The sequence below is a fragment of the Phenylobacterium sp. genome (assembly GCF_004799395.1).
Classification (GTDB): domain Bacteria; phylum Pseudomonadota; class Alphaproteobacteria; order Caulobacterales; family Caulobacteraceae; genus Phenylobacterium.
In genome coordinates this window covers 1-16,317 of record NZ_SSMZ01000193.1, presented here as the reverse complement: position 1 = coordinate 16,317, position 16,317 = coordinate 1, and the positions used below count along the sequence as shown (strand labels likewise).

The window sequence follows — 16,317 nt, the reverse complement described above, 5'->3', positions numbered from 1 at the left end:
CGGACACGGACACGGACCCGCCTGCCGAACCGGGTTCGCCTGTTCATCGACTTCGTGGTCGACGGACTCACAAAATAAGGTGCGGCGTGACCTTCTGGCGCGGAAGTCTCTAGGTCCCTAAATTCGTCGCTGCTGCGGTGGGCCACGACGGCCTTCTGGCGCGCCATGCCGGCCCCAGTTCGGACGGAGGGCCAAAGCGTCTGCGCAAGCGCGCTTTCCCGCCGCAGCGACGTCCCCGTTGGCCTCAGCGCCCGGTCGCGAACAGCGGCGCCATGTCGCGGACGCCCTTATCGGTGTCCGCCGCATGGCCGAGGTGTCCGCTCAGCCCGAAGGCATCCTCTATCGTGCGCAGCAGCGAATAGTGGTTGTACGCCGTGTCGTCGCGCACGCCGCGCACGCCGTGGTTGGTGATGACGATGGTCGGGATGTGGCCGCCCCCGAAGTTGGACGAGGCATCGGGCGTGACGGCGCAGCACCCTTCGCGGGTCTTGCCGGCGCCTTCGTCGAAGGTGATCACGATAGCGAAGTTGCCGCGGCCGGCCCAGGCTTGGGTCGCCTGGATTCGGCGCACAAGCTCGCCGGTGTAGGCGTCGCCGCGGCGGATCAGGGCGGCCTTGTTGGAGCCCTGGCAATCGGCCGGCACGCCATCACCCGAGAGGCCATGCATCTCGTTGCATTGGTTGGGCACGATCAGGGCGAAGGCCGGCAGCGCGCCCGAGGCGATGTCGCGGTCAAGCTGGTCGAAACCCACGATCCGTTCGGCGCGATGCGGGTCGACCTGCACGTCGGCGAAGTTCATGAAGCCGGAGTGCTTGGACGCGTAGAGCGCGGTCTGGCGCGTGCCATTGTCGAACCGCGGATCGCCGGCGACGACGGCCAGAGAGCCGGGCTGGGGCAGGGTCTCGTAATAACCCTTCCAGGTAAGGCCGGCGGCCGCGAGCTGGTCGCCCAGATGCTGAGCGCGGACCGTGTGGTCGGCGTATTCCGCCGCCATCGCGCCGTCGCAGAACGGCCGGGCGGAGCCAGCCTTGCAGTAGTAGGCGTCGTCGTCATGGATGCCGAAGGTGTCGCCGCCCAGCAGGGCGACGTAGTTCGCCTCGCTCGGATGCACCTCGCCGTAGAAGCTGGTCGCATTCCCATAGGTCTTCGCGAGCCCAGCGATATTCGGGGCGGCGGCCGGGTCGAGGATCTGATCGTAGTCCTTGTTTTCCTCGACGATGACGAAGACGTGGTCGTAGCGAGGCACGCCCTCCTGGCCCGCGGCGCGGACCGGGAGGACGGCCGCCAGCGTGAGCGCGGCGGTGATTGAAGCGATCGAGCGGTACATAGCGGGCGGCTTTCTGGATCAGAGTTTGAAACGGACGCCCGCCTCGAAGGTCGGACCGTAGAATTCACGCTGGATCGGGCGGTCCGGGCTGCCCTCGTAGTAGCGCAGCGGCGTGTTGAGCAGGTTCTTGGCGTTGAAGTAGACATTGAGGCGCGGACTGACTTGGTAGCTTGAAGTGAAGTCCATTGTCAGGCGCTTGTCCTGGATGACGTCGAGCGACTTGTCGCCGCCAAGGCCAAACAGGCTGGCGCTCACGTATTGGGAAGAGAGCCGGGCCTGAATGCCATGGGCCTCGTAGAAGCCAGCCAGGTTCCAGGTCACCCTCGAGGTGCCGGGCAGCAGGCCGTACTGGGCGGTTCCTGATCCGCTGGTCGCGGCGTCGTATTCGAGGATCCGGGAGTCCACCAGCGTCAGGTTGGCCTCAGCGCCGAAGCCGCTCAGCGGTTCCGGCAGGAAGGTGAACTTTTGCTGATAGGCGAACTCGGCGCCCCGGGCGTAGGCCGAAGGCGTGTTGAGGAATGTGGTGACATTGGCGAGCTGCCCTGGGGCCAGGGGATCGGTCGTGATCCCGTGCTGGACCCGCGGCACGATGTAGTTCTCGAACTCCTTATCGAACAGGCCGGCCTCCACGATGCCGCCGTTGGGCAGGTAGTACTCCAGCGACAGGTCGATGTTGTTGCCTGTTGTGGGTTTCAGCGCCGGGTTGCCGCGGACGATTTCCACCGTGCCCGGATCGTTGGTGGTGTTCACCGAGGCGGTGGCCTTGTTCTGCTCGAACCCCGGCCGCGCGATGCCGGTCGAGAAGATGGCGCGGGCGATGAGGTCGGGTGAGAAGGTGTATTTCACCTGCGCGGTCGGGAAGACGTCGGTGTAGTCCACGGACTGGCTGGCCAGCACCGGGGTATTGTTGTCCTGGCTGACAAAGGCCGTGTACTTGCCTTGGGTGTTCTCGATGCGCGCGCCCGCCAGGAAGGTCCAGGGGCCGACGTTGGTCGTGTACTGGCCGTAGCCGGCGTAGATGTCTTCCTGCGCACGGAAGTAGCCGTTCGGATCGGTCGCCGAAGTAATACCGGTTTCGGAGTTATAGATGTTTCGGATCGCGTAGCGGTTGATGAACGGACCATTGGTATAGTTGCCGTCGTAGTAGCTGTTGGCCGGCCCCGAGACGGTGGACAGGAGGATCGAAGGCGCAGTGATGCCGCTGAAGATCATGGGGTCGACGACCTTGTCCCTGAACCGAGCTTCAAGCCCCACCTTCAGTTGGTCGCTGTCGTTGATCAGATGTGTCGGCGTCGAGGCGTTGATCGCGTAGCCATACTCCTGGTCGACATCGGACTCGGTCGAGTTGCTGATGCCGGTGAGCTTGTACTGTGTGGCGTCATTCGGATTGAACGGCGTCGGATGGGTCGCGTCGGTGACGTAGTTGAACTGCGGGATGTTCGCGTTGGTCACATTGTCATAGGCCACCGGCGTTCCGGCCGGCCCGGCGAAGGTCGCTCCGTAGTTGTAGCCGACCGTGAACGTGGCGCGGCTGTAGGAGGCCCGGTAGTCGATCACCAGACCGCCGAACTGGTCCTTGCCGCCGATGGCGTAGACCTGGTTTCGATGCGTCTCCTGCTCGTCGGTGAGCGTCTCGGTCGGCGTCGTTGTGGTCAGGAACCCGTTGGGATCGGAAGGATTGGGGACCACCGTTCCGGTGGCGTTGGTTCCACCGTCCAGGTTGCGCAGCAGCAAGAAGTTCTTGTGCACCGCCTCGATGTAGCCGGCGACGCTGGCGCGGACGTAGTAGCTGTGCTCGTCGTTCGGCTGGAAGTCGAACTCGCCGCCATAGCCGAAGCGGCGACGATGGTAGTCGTAGCGCCGGAAGTCGTATTGGTGGGCGGTCTTGTCGGTGGGCGGCGTACTGGCGTCGACGTAGCTCTCTTCCAGGTCGTCGACGGCGCGCCGGTCGTCCTTTCGCGAGGCGTTGAGGACGAAGGAGAACGGGTAGGGATTGGAGATCCAGCCCGCGGCGACGGGTTCGGCCTGGCCGTCCCCTGCTATCGCCAACCCGTGATCGCCGAACCCGAATCGCGCGCCGCCGGCAAGCTCCACGTTCACCGGGCCGGTATGTTTGTGCAGCGGCTCGTATCCCCAGCCCAGGGTCCCTTCCAGAAAGGGGCTCGTGATATTGGCCGCACTGCGGGGGGTCAGCTCGACAGTGCCGCCGAGCCCTTCGCCCTCCTGTTCCGGGAGGCGGGTCTTGGTGACGACGATGCCGTCGATGGCGCCGGTGGGGATGGTGTCGAATTCGACCGCGCGGCCGCCGCCGCCCGCGGCGGTTCCACCAGAGTTGGTGTTCATTAGCACGACGCCGCCATAGGTCGCGCCGTTCAGGTTTGCGTCGATGCCGCGAATATTGACGAAGCGCCCCTCGCCGGTGTCGCTGGACAGCGAGATGCCGGGAATACGTCCAAGGGCCTCCGCGGCGTTGAAATCAGGATACTTGGCGATCGTCTCGGCGGACTGCACGTCGATCAGATTCTGCGCCTTCTCCTGCCGCGCGCGCGCCTGGTTCTCCTCGCGCGGGGCGGTGATCACCAGGTCGCTGACTGCGGTGTCGGCCGGCGCGGCCTCCGCCCCGCTGACATCGGCGGCTCTCGCAGCGCCGCTGAGGGCGAACACAGACGCCGCCGCCAGGAAGAGGGTTCTTCGAATCGCCATTGTTGCGCCCCACGAGATGAAATGTGGCGCTGCGGTAACGAACGGCGGTGACGGCCAAGCTCAAATTTTATGAAGAAATTGTGCCAACCTGTGGTTGTCCAACGCAGGTCTCCGGGCGAAGCCGCTACTGCTGCTGTTGGCGCTGCTGGTCGTAGGCGAGCCCGGAATATTGGCTGCGGCGCTGGCCGGGACGCGGGGCCGGCTGGGAGATGCGCAGGAACTCCGGCTCGGAGACCGCTGCACGGGCTTTTCGGACCGTGACGCCCACCGCCAGCTCGCTTTCCGCCTCGCCCTTGTAGACGCCGCGGGACGGCGGCACGTCGGAGTAGTCGCGGCCGACCGCGCAGGCGATGTGGCGCTCGGCCGCCAGGATGTTGTTGGTCGGATCGAATCCCACCCAGCGCAGGCTGGGCAGGAACACTTCCACCCAGGCATGAGTGGCGTCGGGATCGGAGCGGTCGCCGGCCTTGCGGTCGGTGAAGAGGTAGCCCGAGACGTAGCGCGCCGGAATCCCCCAGCCGCGGCAGATGGCGATCATCACATGGGCGAAGTCCTGGCAGACGCCCTTGCGCGCCTTCAGCACGTGATCGATCGGGCTGTCCGCGCGGGTGACGCCCGCTTCATAGGCGAACGCCTGGTAGAGGATGCTGTTGAGGTCGCGCATGGCGCTCAAGGGGTCGCGGACCCGCAGTTCTTCCAGCTTCCGTTCGGCGATGAACTTCGCGAGCGACTCGGTCGGACCGGTGAAGCCGTGCGGATGCAGGTAGTCGAAGTGTTCGCCGCGCACGAAGTCGGACTTCAGCCGGTCCCATTCCCCGCGGTCCAGCTGCGTGGGCAAGGCGGGCGGCGGTTCGGTCTCCACCGCAGAGCGGGCGGTGATGGTCAGCTTGTCGTGCGGTTGCGGGATGTCGAAGTGGTAGACGGCGTTGCCGAAGGTGTCGGCATAGGAGAATAGCTGGGCGGCGGGGTCGATCTCCAGCTCGAAGCTGATCAGCCGCTGGTGGGTGCGCTTTTGCGGCTGCATCCACAACTCCATGACGCTCTCGCGCACGGGCTCATCGTATTGATAACGGGTGGAGTGGCGGACGGCGAGGAGCACGGGGGAAGGGTCCTTAGGCCGGCAGGCGCTGTTCGAGGGTGTAGGCGACGAAGGTGTCGTAGACTTGGCGATGGACCGCGGCGCACTCGTCGAGCACCGCGCCCAGGAAGGCGCTGGCGCCGCCCGCCTGAACCTCGCCGATCTCGGCATACTGCAAGCGAGCCCGAAGGCGGCCGGCCAGGCGGTCGGGCCCGGAAACGCCCGTGGCCTCCACGTGACGGCTGATCGAGGTGAGGTGCTCCTCGATGCGCGCCGTGCAGAAGCGCACTGAGCGCGGGAAATCCTCGTCGAGCAGCAGGAACTCCAGGATGAAGCGCGGCTGCATGTCGGCGGTGTAGACCCTCAGGTAGGGCTCCAGCGCGCAGCTCATCCGCAAGAGGCTGGTGAGCGCAGAGTGGTCGGTGATCGCCCGGTGGCGGCGGTCGCCGAAGCAGACCTCCAGCAAGGCGCCGATCAGTTGGGCGCGTTCCAGGTAGACGCCCAGCAGCAGGAACCGCCAGCCTTCGCCATGACTCATGGTGGCGTCGGCGGCGCCCTTGAAAAGGTGCAGGTCGGCGATGGTGTCGTGCAGAAAGGCTTGGCTTCCGTCGGCGAAGGCCCGACCGTCGTTGGGATCGCTCATCCGCAGGTGGATGAGGTTCAGCCGTTCCCAGGTCTCGGTGGTGATCTGATCGCGGACCTGGCGGGCGTTCTCGCGGGCCCGAGCCAGGGAACTGGCCACTGACCCCGGGTCCTCGCGGTCGAGCACCAGGGCCAGAGCGGCTTCGTAGGGATTGCGGGCCTTGGCCGCGTTGTCGGTGTCGCCAACGGCGGCCAGCGCGATGCGGGCGATCTGGGTGGCCGATTCCGTGCGGTCGAGCGTCGCCGTCAGCATCACATCGGAGAGGCGGCAGAGATGCTCGGCCCGCTCCACGTAGCGGCCGATCCAGTAGAGGCTGTCGGCGACCCGAGCCAGCATCATGGCTGCAGGTCCTTCTTGTCGGTGAGCACCCAGGTGTCCTTCGACCCGCCGCCCTGGCTGGAGTTGACCACCAGGGAGCCCTTGCGCAGCGCCACGCGGGTGAGTGCGCCGGGCGTCACCACGATCTTCTCGCCGCACAGGATGAAGGGACGCAGGTCCACGTGGCGAGAGTCGATCTCGTGCTCGATCAGGCAGGGGCCCGTGGACAGCTGGATGGTCGGTTGGGCGATGTAGTTTTCCGGGTCGGCCGTCAGCGCCGCGGCGAACTCGTCCTGCTGGGCCTTGGTGGAGTGCGGGCCCACCAGCATGCCATAGCCGCCCGAGGCGCCCACCGCCTTGACCACGAACTTGTCGAGGTTGGCCAGCACGTGGCTGAGTTGGGCCGGCTCGCGGCAGAGGAAGGTCTCGATGTTGGGCAGGATGGCGTCCTCGCCCAGGTAGTAGCGGATGATCTCCGGCACATAGGCGTAGACCGCCTTGTCGTCGGCGACGCCGGTGCCGGGGGCATTGCAGATCACCACATTGCCGGCGCGGTAGGCGTTGAAGAGGCCGGCCGATCCCAGGCCCGAGTCGCGCCGGAAGGTCAGCGGATCAATGAAATCGTCGTCGACGCGGCGGTAGATGATGTCGATGCGCCGCAGGCCCGTGGTCGTGCGCATGTAGACCATGTTGTCGTGCACCACGAGATCACGGCCCTCGACGAGGGGCACGCCCATCAGGCGCGCAAGGTAAGCGTGCTCGAAATAGGCGGAGTTGTAGACGCCCGGAGTCAGCACCACGACTTGCGGATTCGGCCGCCAATCGGCCGCCATGCTCTTCAGCGTGGTCAGCAGCAGATCGGGATAACGGTCGATGGGCCGCACGCCCGCGCCGCGGAAGGTGCCTGGGAACACCCGCTTGGAGGCCTCGCGGTTGGCCAGCATGTAGGAGACGCCGGAGGGCACCCGCAGATTGTCTTCCAGCACCGCGAACTTGCCGTCCGGCTGCCGGATCAGGTCCGAGCCGCAGACGTTGGCGTAGGCCTGGTGCGGCACATAGAGGTTCTGCATCTCGCGGCGGTAGGAGGGCGCATTCAGCACCAGGTCGCGCGGCACCACGCCGTCCATCAGGATCTGCTGGCCGGAATAGATATCGGCCAGGAACATGTTCAGAGCCCTGAGGCGCTGGGTCAGGCCCGCGTCGATGGTCTTCCATTCTTCGGCCGCGATGATCCGCGGCAGGAGGTCGGTCGGGATGATCCGCTCGGTGGAGCTTTCCGCGCCATAGACCGTGAAGGTGATGCCCTGCAGCAGGAAGAACCGCTCGAGGGTCTTCTGCCGCTCGGCCAGCTCGTCAGAGCTGAGCGTGTCGATGCGTTCGGCCAGCGCCGCGTAGTGCGGGCGCACCTTGCCGGCGGCGTCGCGCATCTCGTCATAGGGCAGGGGCGTGGCCGCCACGACAGGCGCCCGGCCCGCGGCCTCGGTCTTGGCGGCCTGCAACTCCACGCGTGACGTCCCTTTAACCACCTCTAGTCCTTAAGGCCCTTAAGCCCTCACCGGAAGATGGGCGCGGCCATTCGTCCGTTCGCGGCCTCCACTGAGGGGACTGCCCAGGCTTTGGGCGCCCTTCCGGCGGCGCAGGTGACAGTCCGGTAGGGGGCGGCTACACCGGGGCGGGGCCCAGAGGATTCGCGAGCTTGTCTCGTCTTGTCTATGCCGTCGGCGCAGGAGCGGCCCTTTGCCTGCAGGGGCTGGCCTACCCGGCCGAGGCGGCCGAATCCAAGGCGCAGATCGAGGGAACTCTCGCACCGGACCTGCGCGCCGCCGTCATTCGCGCCGTGGGCGACACCGACCGGCCGATCGGAAACCGCTTCGAGGCCCGCCGGCGCGCCCGGGAGGCGGCTGAGGACGCCATCGCCGTCCTGCGCTCCGAGGGCTACTACGCCTACGATGTCGAGCCGGATGTGGGCGAGGGCGATGCGCCCAAGGCGCTGGTGAAGATCGCGCCGGGACCGCGGTTCGTCCTCGGCCCGGCGCATATCGACTGGATTGGCGCGACGCCCGATCCGGCGTCGCTGGCGGCGGCTCTGAGCGCGCTCGCCCTGACGCCCGGCCAGCCGGGGCGGGCGGCCGACGTGGTCGCCGCCGAGGGCCGCGTCGTGGGCGCGGTGCAAAAGCGCGGCTACGCCGACGCCAAGGCCGAACCGCGCGAGGTGGTGGTCGACCACGCCGACAACACCGTCAGCCCCGACTACCGCATCGCGGCCGGGCCGCTGGTGCACCTGGACTCCATCCAGCTCACGACACATGGCCGCACGCACCCGGAGTGGCTGCAGAACCTCGCGCCCTGGACGCACGGCGCTGCTTACGATCCAGACCAGGTCGCGGAGCTCGAGCGGCGGCTGCTCGACACGGGAGTCTATGAATCGGTCACCGTTTCGCTGGCGCCCGACACCGACGTCACGCCGGACGGCCTGCGCCCGGTGGTAATCAGCCTCGCCGAGCGCGACAAGCGCACCCTCGAGCTGGGCGCCAGCTACGACACCACCGAGGGGCTCGGGCTGGACGCCAAGTGGACGCGCTACAGCCTGCTGGGGCGGGCGGACACCTTCTCGGTTCTGGGACGAGTGTCGGACCTCGACAGCCGCATCGAGCTCGACCTCTCCCTGCCGCATTGGCTGACGGCCCAGCAGACGCTGGCCCTGCGCACGGCGGTCTATCGCACCAACACGCCCGCCTATGACCAGGAAGGGGTGATGGCCAGCGCCGACGTCACCCACCGCTGGGGCCGTAACGCCACCTTCGGCCTGACCGGCACCTATTTCACGTGGGGCGGCTCCATAGACGTCAGTCGCACCGAGGAACTCGGCCTGCAGACCCTGACTCCGCTGGGACGTGATCTGGTGACCTTCACGGGCTTGGTCGACATGGCGCTGGACCGTTCCGACAATCCCCTCGACCCCACTCGCGGCTGGCGGATCAGCGCGCGGATCGAGCCCACCTTGCTGACCGGCGATGGCGAGTTCCCCTTTCTGAAACTGCAGGGGCAGGCTTCCGGCTACATCCCATTCGATACGAAAGGCGACACGGTTCTGGCCGCGCGGCTGCATCTGGGCAGCATAACCAATGGTACGGTGGGTGACATTCCCGCCCCGCAGCGGTTCTTCGCCGGCGGCGGCGGCTCGGTGCGCGGTTTCGGCTACCAGGAAGTCGGTCCCAGGCTGTCGGACAACACGCCGGAGGGCGGGCTTTCCCTGGCCGAGATCTCGCTGGAGCTACGCCGGCGGCTCAACGAGAAGTGGGGACTGGTGGTCTTCCTGGACGGCGGCACGGTGGGAAGCGGTCAGCTCCCGAACTTTCAGGACGCCAGCATCGGGGCGGGTGTCGGCGTCCGCTACAACCTGGGCTTCGGGCCGATCCGCGTGGACCTGGCGACCCCGGTGACCAGCCGCCGCGGCGAGTCGCCGCTGCAGGTCTACGTCAGTATCGGGCAGAGCTTTTGAGCGCCTCCGAAGACATGGCCGCCGCCCGGCGGCGCAGCCGGCGGGCCCGGATCATCTTCGGCGCGGCGCTGGCGGTGGCGGCGTCCATGGTCCTGCTCATTCTGGGCGTGCGCTACGGCGTGCTGCTGCCGCAGGCGCGCCTGGTGATCGAAGCCGCTGCCCAGGGGCTGAAGGTCGGGCGCTTCGGCCGTCTGCGGATCGAGGGATTGAGCGGTGACATCTGGCGCAACATGCAGGTCGCCAAGCTGACCGTCAGCGACGAGGGCGGCCCATGGCTGGAGGCGGATAACGTCCATATGACATGGGCTTACATCGCGCTCCTCAGGCGCGACTTCCACGCCGGCCGTATCGAGATCCAGACGCTGAAAATCCTGCGGCGGCCGACCCTGACGCCCAAGGGGGAAGACACCGGCCTGCCGTTGTCCTTCCACATCGATCAGGTCCACGCCCGGATCGAGATGGCGCCGGCGCTCAGCTACGACCGCGGCGTCTATGACCTGACGCTGCGCCTAGAGGTCGAGCGCAATGGCGATCAGAGCGGAAGCCTGCGTGCGGCCAGCGTGCTGCATCCGGGCGACCATCTGAACCTCGACTACGATCTGGCCAAGACGCGACCCTTGAAGGTGATGATCGACGGGGTCGAGGCGCAGGGCGGCGCGCTGGCCGGTTCGCTTGGGCTGTCGTCGCGCCAACCGTTCTCCCTCCAGGTCGCGGCCAGCGGCAAGACCTCCGAGGGCCGGTTCACGGCGGTGGCCAGCTCCGGCGCGGCGCGCCCGCTGAAGGCGCAGGGCGCGTGGACGAAGGACGGCGGCGTGGCCCGTGGCGTGGTCTCGCTCACCGCCTCGTCGCTGACCGCGCGCTACGCTGACCGGTTCGGGCCCTCGGCGAGCTTTGTCCTGGCGGGGGCTCGAGCTGGCCCGGACCTGTTCGCCCTCGACGGCCGGCTCGCTTCGGAGAACCTCTCGGGTCGGGTCCAGGGCCTCGGCGACGTCGGGCAGCGGCGCATCGGGCCGCAGGGGCTTGCCCTGACCGCGGAGACTGGCGCGCTGTCGCGGATCACGGGCGGCCCGGCCATGGGCGCCGCGCGGATCGCCGGGCGGGTGACGCAGGCGTTGGCGATGGCCAAAGCCAGCTGGCGGTTCGCAGGCGAGGCGTCGATGGCGAAGGCGGACCTCGGAGGCTACGGCCTGACGCAGGTGTCGGGACCTGTCGAGGCCGCCGAGGCGAGCGGGCAGTGGGACCTCAAGGCGCGGCTGGCAGGCGCGGGCGGCCATGGTTCGGGCTATGTGGCCGCGATGCTGGGCGCAGCGCCCAAGGCCAGCATCGACGGCTCGAAGCTTCCCGACGGCCGGTTGCTGCTGCACGAGCTGCAGATCGTGGGCGCCGGCCTGAAAGTCGATGCCTCCGGCGCGCGCAGCCTGCTGGGCGGGCTGACCGTCAAGGGAAAGGCCGCGGTCTCGAACCTGGCGGCGGCGCATCCCGGCGCGGCGGGGTCGGCGCAGGCCAGCTGGTCGGCAGGCCAGGCGAGAGCGGGCCAGCCCTGGACCTTCAGGCTCGAAGCCCAGGGCGACAAGCTGGCGACCGGCTATCCCGAACTCGACCGCCTGCTCGGCGCCAAGCCTTCGCTGAAGGCTCAGGCCGGATGGCTTGACCACCGCTGGACGGTCAGTTCCGCCAGCCTGAACGGCGCCGCGCTCAACGCTACGACCTCAGGGGCGCTAGCGTCGGATGGCGGCCTGGCGTTCAAGGTGGACTGGAGCGCCGAGGGCCCCTTCCGCGCCGGGCCGGTCGAGGTCGCGGGCAAGGTGAAGGGCTCAGGGGCCATCGCCGGCACGCTCTCCGCCCCGCGTGCGGACCTGCAGGCTGACTTGGCGTCGATCGACGTGCCCCGCCTGCCGCTGAAGGACGCGCACCTGACCTTGAGCTTCCAGCGCAAGTCGGACGGATCGAGCGGGACCGTTGTCCTGGCGGCGCTGAGCGACTATGGGGCGGTGCGTGCGCGCTCTGACTTCCGGTTCCCAGAGGGCGGACTTGACCTCACGGACCTGTCGCTGGACGCCGGTGGGGTGAAGGCCTCGGGAGCCCTGTCGCTTCGCAACAACGCCCCCTCTGCGGCCAACCTGGATCTCACCGTGACCCAGGGCGCCTTCCTGGCCGCGGGCAAGGTGGCCGGGTCCGTGCGCATCGCCGACACCGCGGGCGGGGCGCACGCCACGGCCAACCTGACCGCCGACAACGCCCGTCTGCCCGGATCGACCGTGACCGTGCGCTCGGGAAAATTCAGCGCCGACGGGCCCCTCGGGCACCTGCCCTACCAGACCCAGCTCATCGGCGCGTCGGACGGCGGAGCCTGGGGTTTGAACGGCCGCGGCGTCCTTTCCGACGCCAAGCCGGGTTATGCGGCGACCTTCGACGGCCAGGCGAAGGTGGGCGGGCGCGAGCTTCGAACCCTCGAGACCGCCCAGGTTCGGTTCGGCGGACCGGAGCAGAGCGCGCAACTGAAGCTGGCGGCGTCCGACGGTGGGCGGATCGACTTCGATGGGCGGCTGACCGAAGCCGGGACCGACGTGCGCGCGCAGGTGAGCGGGCTGACGCTCGGCCTGCTGGACGAGGACCTGGCGGGACGTACGGACGCCACCCTCACCCTGCAGGGGCGCGGGCCCCGGCTCGACGGAACGCTGGAGGCCAAGCTCGCCGGCGCTCGGGGGCGTGGAACGGCGGCGGCGTCGGGGATCGATGGCGTCGTCCACGGCAAGCTCACCGACGGGGCGCTTGCGCTCGACATGACCGCCCAGAACGCCCAGGGGCTCAACGCCAGCGGCAATGTGGTGCTGCCGACCGAGGCCTCGGCGGCGCCCTTCCGCATTGCTATCGCCAGCGATCGCCAGATCCATGGCCGCTTCGCCGCCCAGGGCGAGGTGCGGCCGCTTTGGGACCTGCTGGTTGGCGGTGAACGCAGCCTGGCCGGCAAGGTGGTCGCCGAAGGAAGCCTAGGCGGGACGTTGAGCGCGCCCAACGCAGCCGGGCGGGTCACCGTGGCGGACGGGCGGTTCGATGACGGCGTGACCGGGCTCTCACTGCGCAACGTGGCGCTGACGGCCGATTTCGCCCGCGATGCGGTCACCGTCACCCAAATGACCGGTGTCGATGGGCGTGGCGGCTCAGTGGCCGGGACCGGGACCATCAGCCTGGCGCGCGAGGGCGCTTCCAGCCTGCGCCTCGACCTGAAGGGCTTCCGCCTGATCGACAATGACCTGGCCACGGCGTCGGCGACCGGGCAGGCGACGATCGATCGGGCGGCGAACGGCAAGGTGCGGCTGTCCGGGACGCTCAGAATCGACCGCGCCGACGTGGCCGCGCGCCTGCCCACGCCCTCAGGCGTGGTGGAGATGGACGTGGTCGAAAAGCACCGGCCCGCCGACCTGCCGGCGTCTCTGCCGCCCGCCAGCCTGGCCAGCGATGGCTGGGCGCTGGATGTCACCCTGAAGGCCCCACGTGGCATCTTCCTGAAGGGCCACGGCCTCGACTCAGAGCTGTCGCTGGACGCCCACGTCGGTGGCGCCACCGGCCATCCCATCCTCAGCGGCACGGCGCGGGTGGTGCGCGGAGACTACGACTTCGCCGGCAAGCGGTTCGAATTCGATTCCTCCAGCGTGGTCTACCTGTCGACCAAGGCCGAGCAGGTGCGACTCGACCTCACCGCCACGCGCGACGACCCGACGCTGACCGCCTCCGTGCGCATCCGGGGCACGGCGGCGCGGCCGGAGATCAGTCTGACCTCGACACCAAGCCTGCCCAACGACGAGGTGCTGAGCCAGGTGCTGTTTGGCCGCACGGCCTCGCAGCTCTCGCCCCTGGAGGCCGCACAGCTGGCCTCGGCGCTCTCCTCGCTGGCCGGCGGCGGCGGGCTGGATGTGATCGGCAACCTGCGGACCTTCGCCGGCCTCGACCGCCTGGCGCTGGGCGGCGGCGACGCGACCTCAGGCGCGATGAGCATTTCTGGCGGCAAGTACGTGACTGACAACGTCTATCTGGAACTCACCGGCGGCGGCCGCGACGGCGCGGCGGCGCAGGTCGAGTGGCGGGTGAAGAAGAACCTGTCGATCGTCAGCCGGGTTGGCGGCCAGGGCGACGGGCGCCTGGCGGTGCGCTGGCGGCGCGACTACTGAGCCGCGCGCTTGGCTGCGTAGGCCTGGGTGCCGCGCGTGAGCACGAGATCGGTGGGAAGGATCGCGGCGATCGGGATGTCGCCGCTGCGCTCCAGGCGCTCATAGATCGCGGCGAAATCCTGCAGGGTGGCGTCCAGCAGGTCCTGCAGCGAGGGGATCACGAAATAGACCTGCTGGAAGTCGTCGATCCGATAGGGCGTGCGCATCACCCGCTCCAGGTCGAACCCCAGGCGGTTGGGTGAGGGATCGTCCAGCGCGAAGATCGATTCCGCCCAGCTGGACACGATGCCGGCGCCATAGATCCGCGCGCCCTGCGGCGTCTGCAGCAGGCCGAACTCCACCGTGTACCAGTAGAGCCGCGCCAGGTTGGCGAGCTGGCCGCGCTGCAGGGCCCGCAGACCGCCGCGGCCATAGGCCTGCATGTAGTCGGCGAACACCGGATCGGTGAGCATCGGCACGTGTCCGAAGACGTCGTGGAAGATGTCAGGCTCCTGCAGGTAGTCGAGCTCCTCGGGTTTGCGGATGAACTGGCCGGCGGGGAAGCGGCGGTTGGCCAGGTGGTCGAAGAACACCTCGTCGGGGACCAGGCCCGGCACGGCGACCACGCTCCAGCCGGTCAGGCGCAACAGTTCGACGTTGATCCGCTCGAAATCCGGAATGCCGGAGCGGTGCAGGTCGAGCGCCTCAAGGCCCTGGAGGAACTGATCGCAGGCGCGGTCGGGGAGCAGCCTCGTCTGCCGTTCATAGAGGGTCATCCAGACCTGATGCTCGGCGTCCGAATAGCCGGCCCAGCCCTGGTCGATAGTCCAGTCGGCCCGTGCGCCGGGCGGCGGGCCTTGGTTGAAGCCGTCTGCGCTCATATCGCAAGAATGGCCCCTTTCGACTGGAAGTTCCGTTCTGAGTTGGCCGCCAGAACTGGGCGTCGCGGAAAGATCGTCTCAGGACCGAAGGCGTGGCGCATAAATCGCCCACTTGCCGGCTGTTCAGCGCCTCGCAATTGCCACCGTCGGACCTTCCAGACTAAGCCTCGGGGACGAGTGGGGTCGGATTGCTGAGACGAAGTTCAATTCTGGCGGGCGCGATGGCCCTGGCGTTTGGCGGAGCGATCGCCCAGCCGGGCGCGGCGCAAAGCCAAGCGACGGCTGCCCCGGCCGCTCTAGGGGTGGCTGCGGATCCTTCGCTGGTGCGTTGGGACCCGGCGATCCGCTACGGCGTGCTGCCGAACGGTCTGCGCTACGCGGTACAGCGCAGCAGCCTGCCCAAGGGCGCCATGTCGTTGCGGCTTGGCATCGGCGTCGGCAGTTTCGACGAGGCGGACGACGAGCGCGGCGCGGCCCATCTGATCGAGCACCTCGCCTTCGACGGAAGCCGGTCCTTCCCCGAGCATCAGCTCGACCTGATCTTCGCGCCGCTGCACGTCACCTTCGCCCACGACCGCAACGCCTCAAGCGATCTCAAGCAGACCGTCTATCAGCTCGATCTGCAGTCCACCGACGCCAGCGGGATGGACGTGGCGACCAGGTGGCTGCGCGACGTGGCCGATGGCCTGAGCTTCGCCGACGCGGCCGTGGCGCGCGAGCGGGCCGCCATGGAGACGGAGCGCAAGACCCGCGCCGCCGATGTGCTGCGTGCGCTCAGGGCGCGGATGGACGCTTTCGAGGACGGCGACCTGCGGTCCAACGCCCGCTTCCCCCTGGGAACGCCGGACAGTCTTGCGGCCATGACTCCGGCGCGGCTGAAGGCCTTCTATGACCGCTGGTATCGGCCTGACAACGCCTCGGTGGTGCTAGTCGGCGACCTGCCGGTCGACGTGCTCGAACAGAAGGTGAAGGCGGTGTTCGGCGACTGGGCTCCGCGAGGACCAGCGGGCGTGCGGGCGCCGAGGGCGCCGCCGGCCGCGCCGCGGGGCGCCGAGGCCCTGGTGCTCACCGACGCGGAATTGCCCGCCATCGCCGGCATCTGCCGCGTCGCCCCGCCTGAAGCGGGCGGCTCGACGGACGAACGCCTGCATGCGCTTCTGCTGCGCGGCCTCTGGGAGGCGATCCTGCAGCAGCGGATCAATGTGCTGAGGTCGCGCAAGGATGCGCCCTTCGTGGAGGCGACCATCAGCGACGAGACCCGACCGGACTCGCTGAAGAGCTGCGTCGGCATCATCCCGCTGCCGGGTCAGGAGGTCCGCGCCGTCGGCATGATCGAAGCCGAAATCCGCCGCTTCGCCGCCGAGGGGCCGACCGAGGACGAGACCGACGCTGGCCTGCAGCAGGTGCGCGGGTCGGTTCGCGGCGCCATCGCCGTCAACACCGACCCCTCGCGTGATCGGGCGACAAAGGTGCTGGACCGCACACTGGACGGCATGCCGCAACTGGCTCCGCGCGAGGGCCTGCGCGCCTTCGACGTGCTGATGGAGGACGTCAGGCCGGAGAACGTCCGCGTCGCCTTCGCCCGTGACTGGTCGGGCTGGGGCCCGCTGGCGCCGGTGAATTCGCCGCGGCCGCTGTCGGCGGACGAGATCAAGACCGCCATGACCGGCGACGCCTACAAGTCGACGGGGGCGAAATGAGCCGCGCGCGCGCCCTG

9 protein-coding genes are annotated in these 16,317 nt (G+C 68.4%); 3 read left to right on the top strand and 6 right to left on the bottom strand.

Features of this window, described 5'->3' with window-relative positions; all coding sequences use genetic code 11:
- Window positions 1–244: 244 nt before the first annotated feature.
- The 5 genes from E8A12_RS12690 to E8A12_RS12670 all read right to left on the bottom strand — a co-directional run bounded on the left by E8A12_RS12690 (window position 245) and on the right by E8A12_RS12670 (window position 7,496).
- Entirely contained in the window at window positions 245–1,327 is a 1,083-nt protein-coding gene (locus E8A12_RS12690) for an alkaline phosphatase family protein (protein WP_293369254.1), read from the bottom strand.
- 18 nt (window positions 1,328–1,345) lie between these two features.
- On the bottom strand, window positions 1,346–4,030 hold the full coding sequence (locus E8A12_RS12685) for a TonB-dependent receptor (RefSeq protein ID WP_293369252.1): 2,685 nt from the start codon (window positions 4,028–4,030) through the stop codon (window positions 1,346–1,348).
- A 124-nt stretch (window positions 4,031–4,154) separates the two neighbouring features.
- Window positions 4,155–5,129 (bottom strand): transglutaminase family protein, encoded by a 975-nt coding sequence (locus E8A12_RS12680; protein ID WP_293369250.1) that lies wholly within the window; start codon window positions 5,127–5,129, stop codon window positions 4,155–4,157.
- A gap of 13 nt (window positions 5,130–5,142) precedes the next feature.
- Entirely contained in the window at window positions 5,143–6,090 is a 948-nt protein-coding gene (locus E8A12_RS12675) for an alpha-E domain-containing protein (RefSeq protein ID WP_293369248.1), read from the bottom strand.
- On the bottom strand, window positions 6,087–7,496 hold the full coding sequence (locus E8A12_RS12670) for a circularly permuted type 2 ATP-grasp protein (protein WP_363212085.1): 1,410 nt from the start codon (window positions 7,494–7,496) through the stop codon (window positions 6,087–6,089). The genes E8A12_RS12675 and E8A12_RS12670 overlap by 4 nt, the downstream gene beginning before the upstream one ends.
- Window positions 7,497–7,765: 269 nt before the next feature.
- On the opposite strand from E8A12_RS12670, the gene E8A12_RS12665 reads away from it, so the two are divergent.
- Both E8A12_RS12665 and E8A12_RS12660 read left to right on the top strand, forming a co-directional pair.
- Window positions 7,766–9,571 (top strand): autotransporter assembly complex family protein, encoded by a 1,806-nt coding sequence (locus tag E8A12_RS12665; protein WP_293369246.1) that lies wholly within the window; start codon window positions 7,766–7,768, stop codon window positions 9,569–9,571.
- Entirely contained in the window at window positions 9,568–13,740 is a 4,173-nt protein-coding gene (locus E8A12_RS12660) for a translocation/assembly module TamB domain-containing protein (protein ID WP_293369244.1), read from the top strand. The genes E8A12_RS12665 and E8A12_RS12660 overlap by 4 nt, the downstream gene beginning before the upstream one ends.
- Here E8A12_RS12660 and phhA read toward each other — a convergent pair.
- Window positions 13,734–14,600: a phenylalanine 4-monooxygenase gene (gene phhA / locus E8A12_RS12655; RefSeq protein WP_293369242.1), complete on the bottom strand. Its 867-nt coding sequence runs from the start codon at window positions 14,598–14,600 to the stop codon at window positions 13,734–13,736. The genes E8A12_RS12660 and phhA overlap by 7 nt on opposite strands.
- A gap of 221 nt (window positions 14,601–14,821) precedes the next feature.
- On the opposite strand from phhA, the gene E8A12_RS12650 reads away from it, so the two are divergent.
- The gene (locus E8A12_RS12650; protein WP_293369240.1) at window positions 14,822–16,300 is read left to right on the top strand and encodes a pitrilysin family protein; all 1,479 of its coding nucleotides are present in this window, start codon (window positions 14,822–14,824) and stop codon (window positions 16,298–16,300) included.
- Window positions 16,301–16,317: the final 17 nt, after the last annotated feature.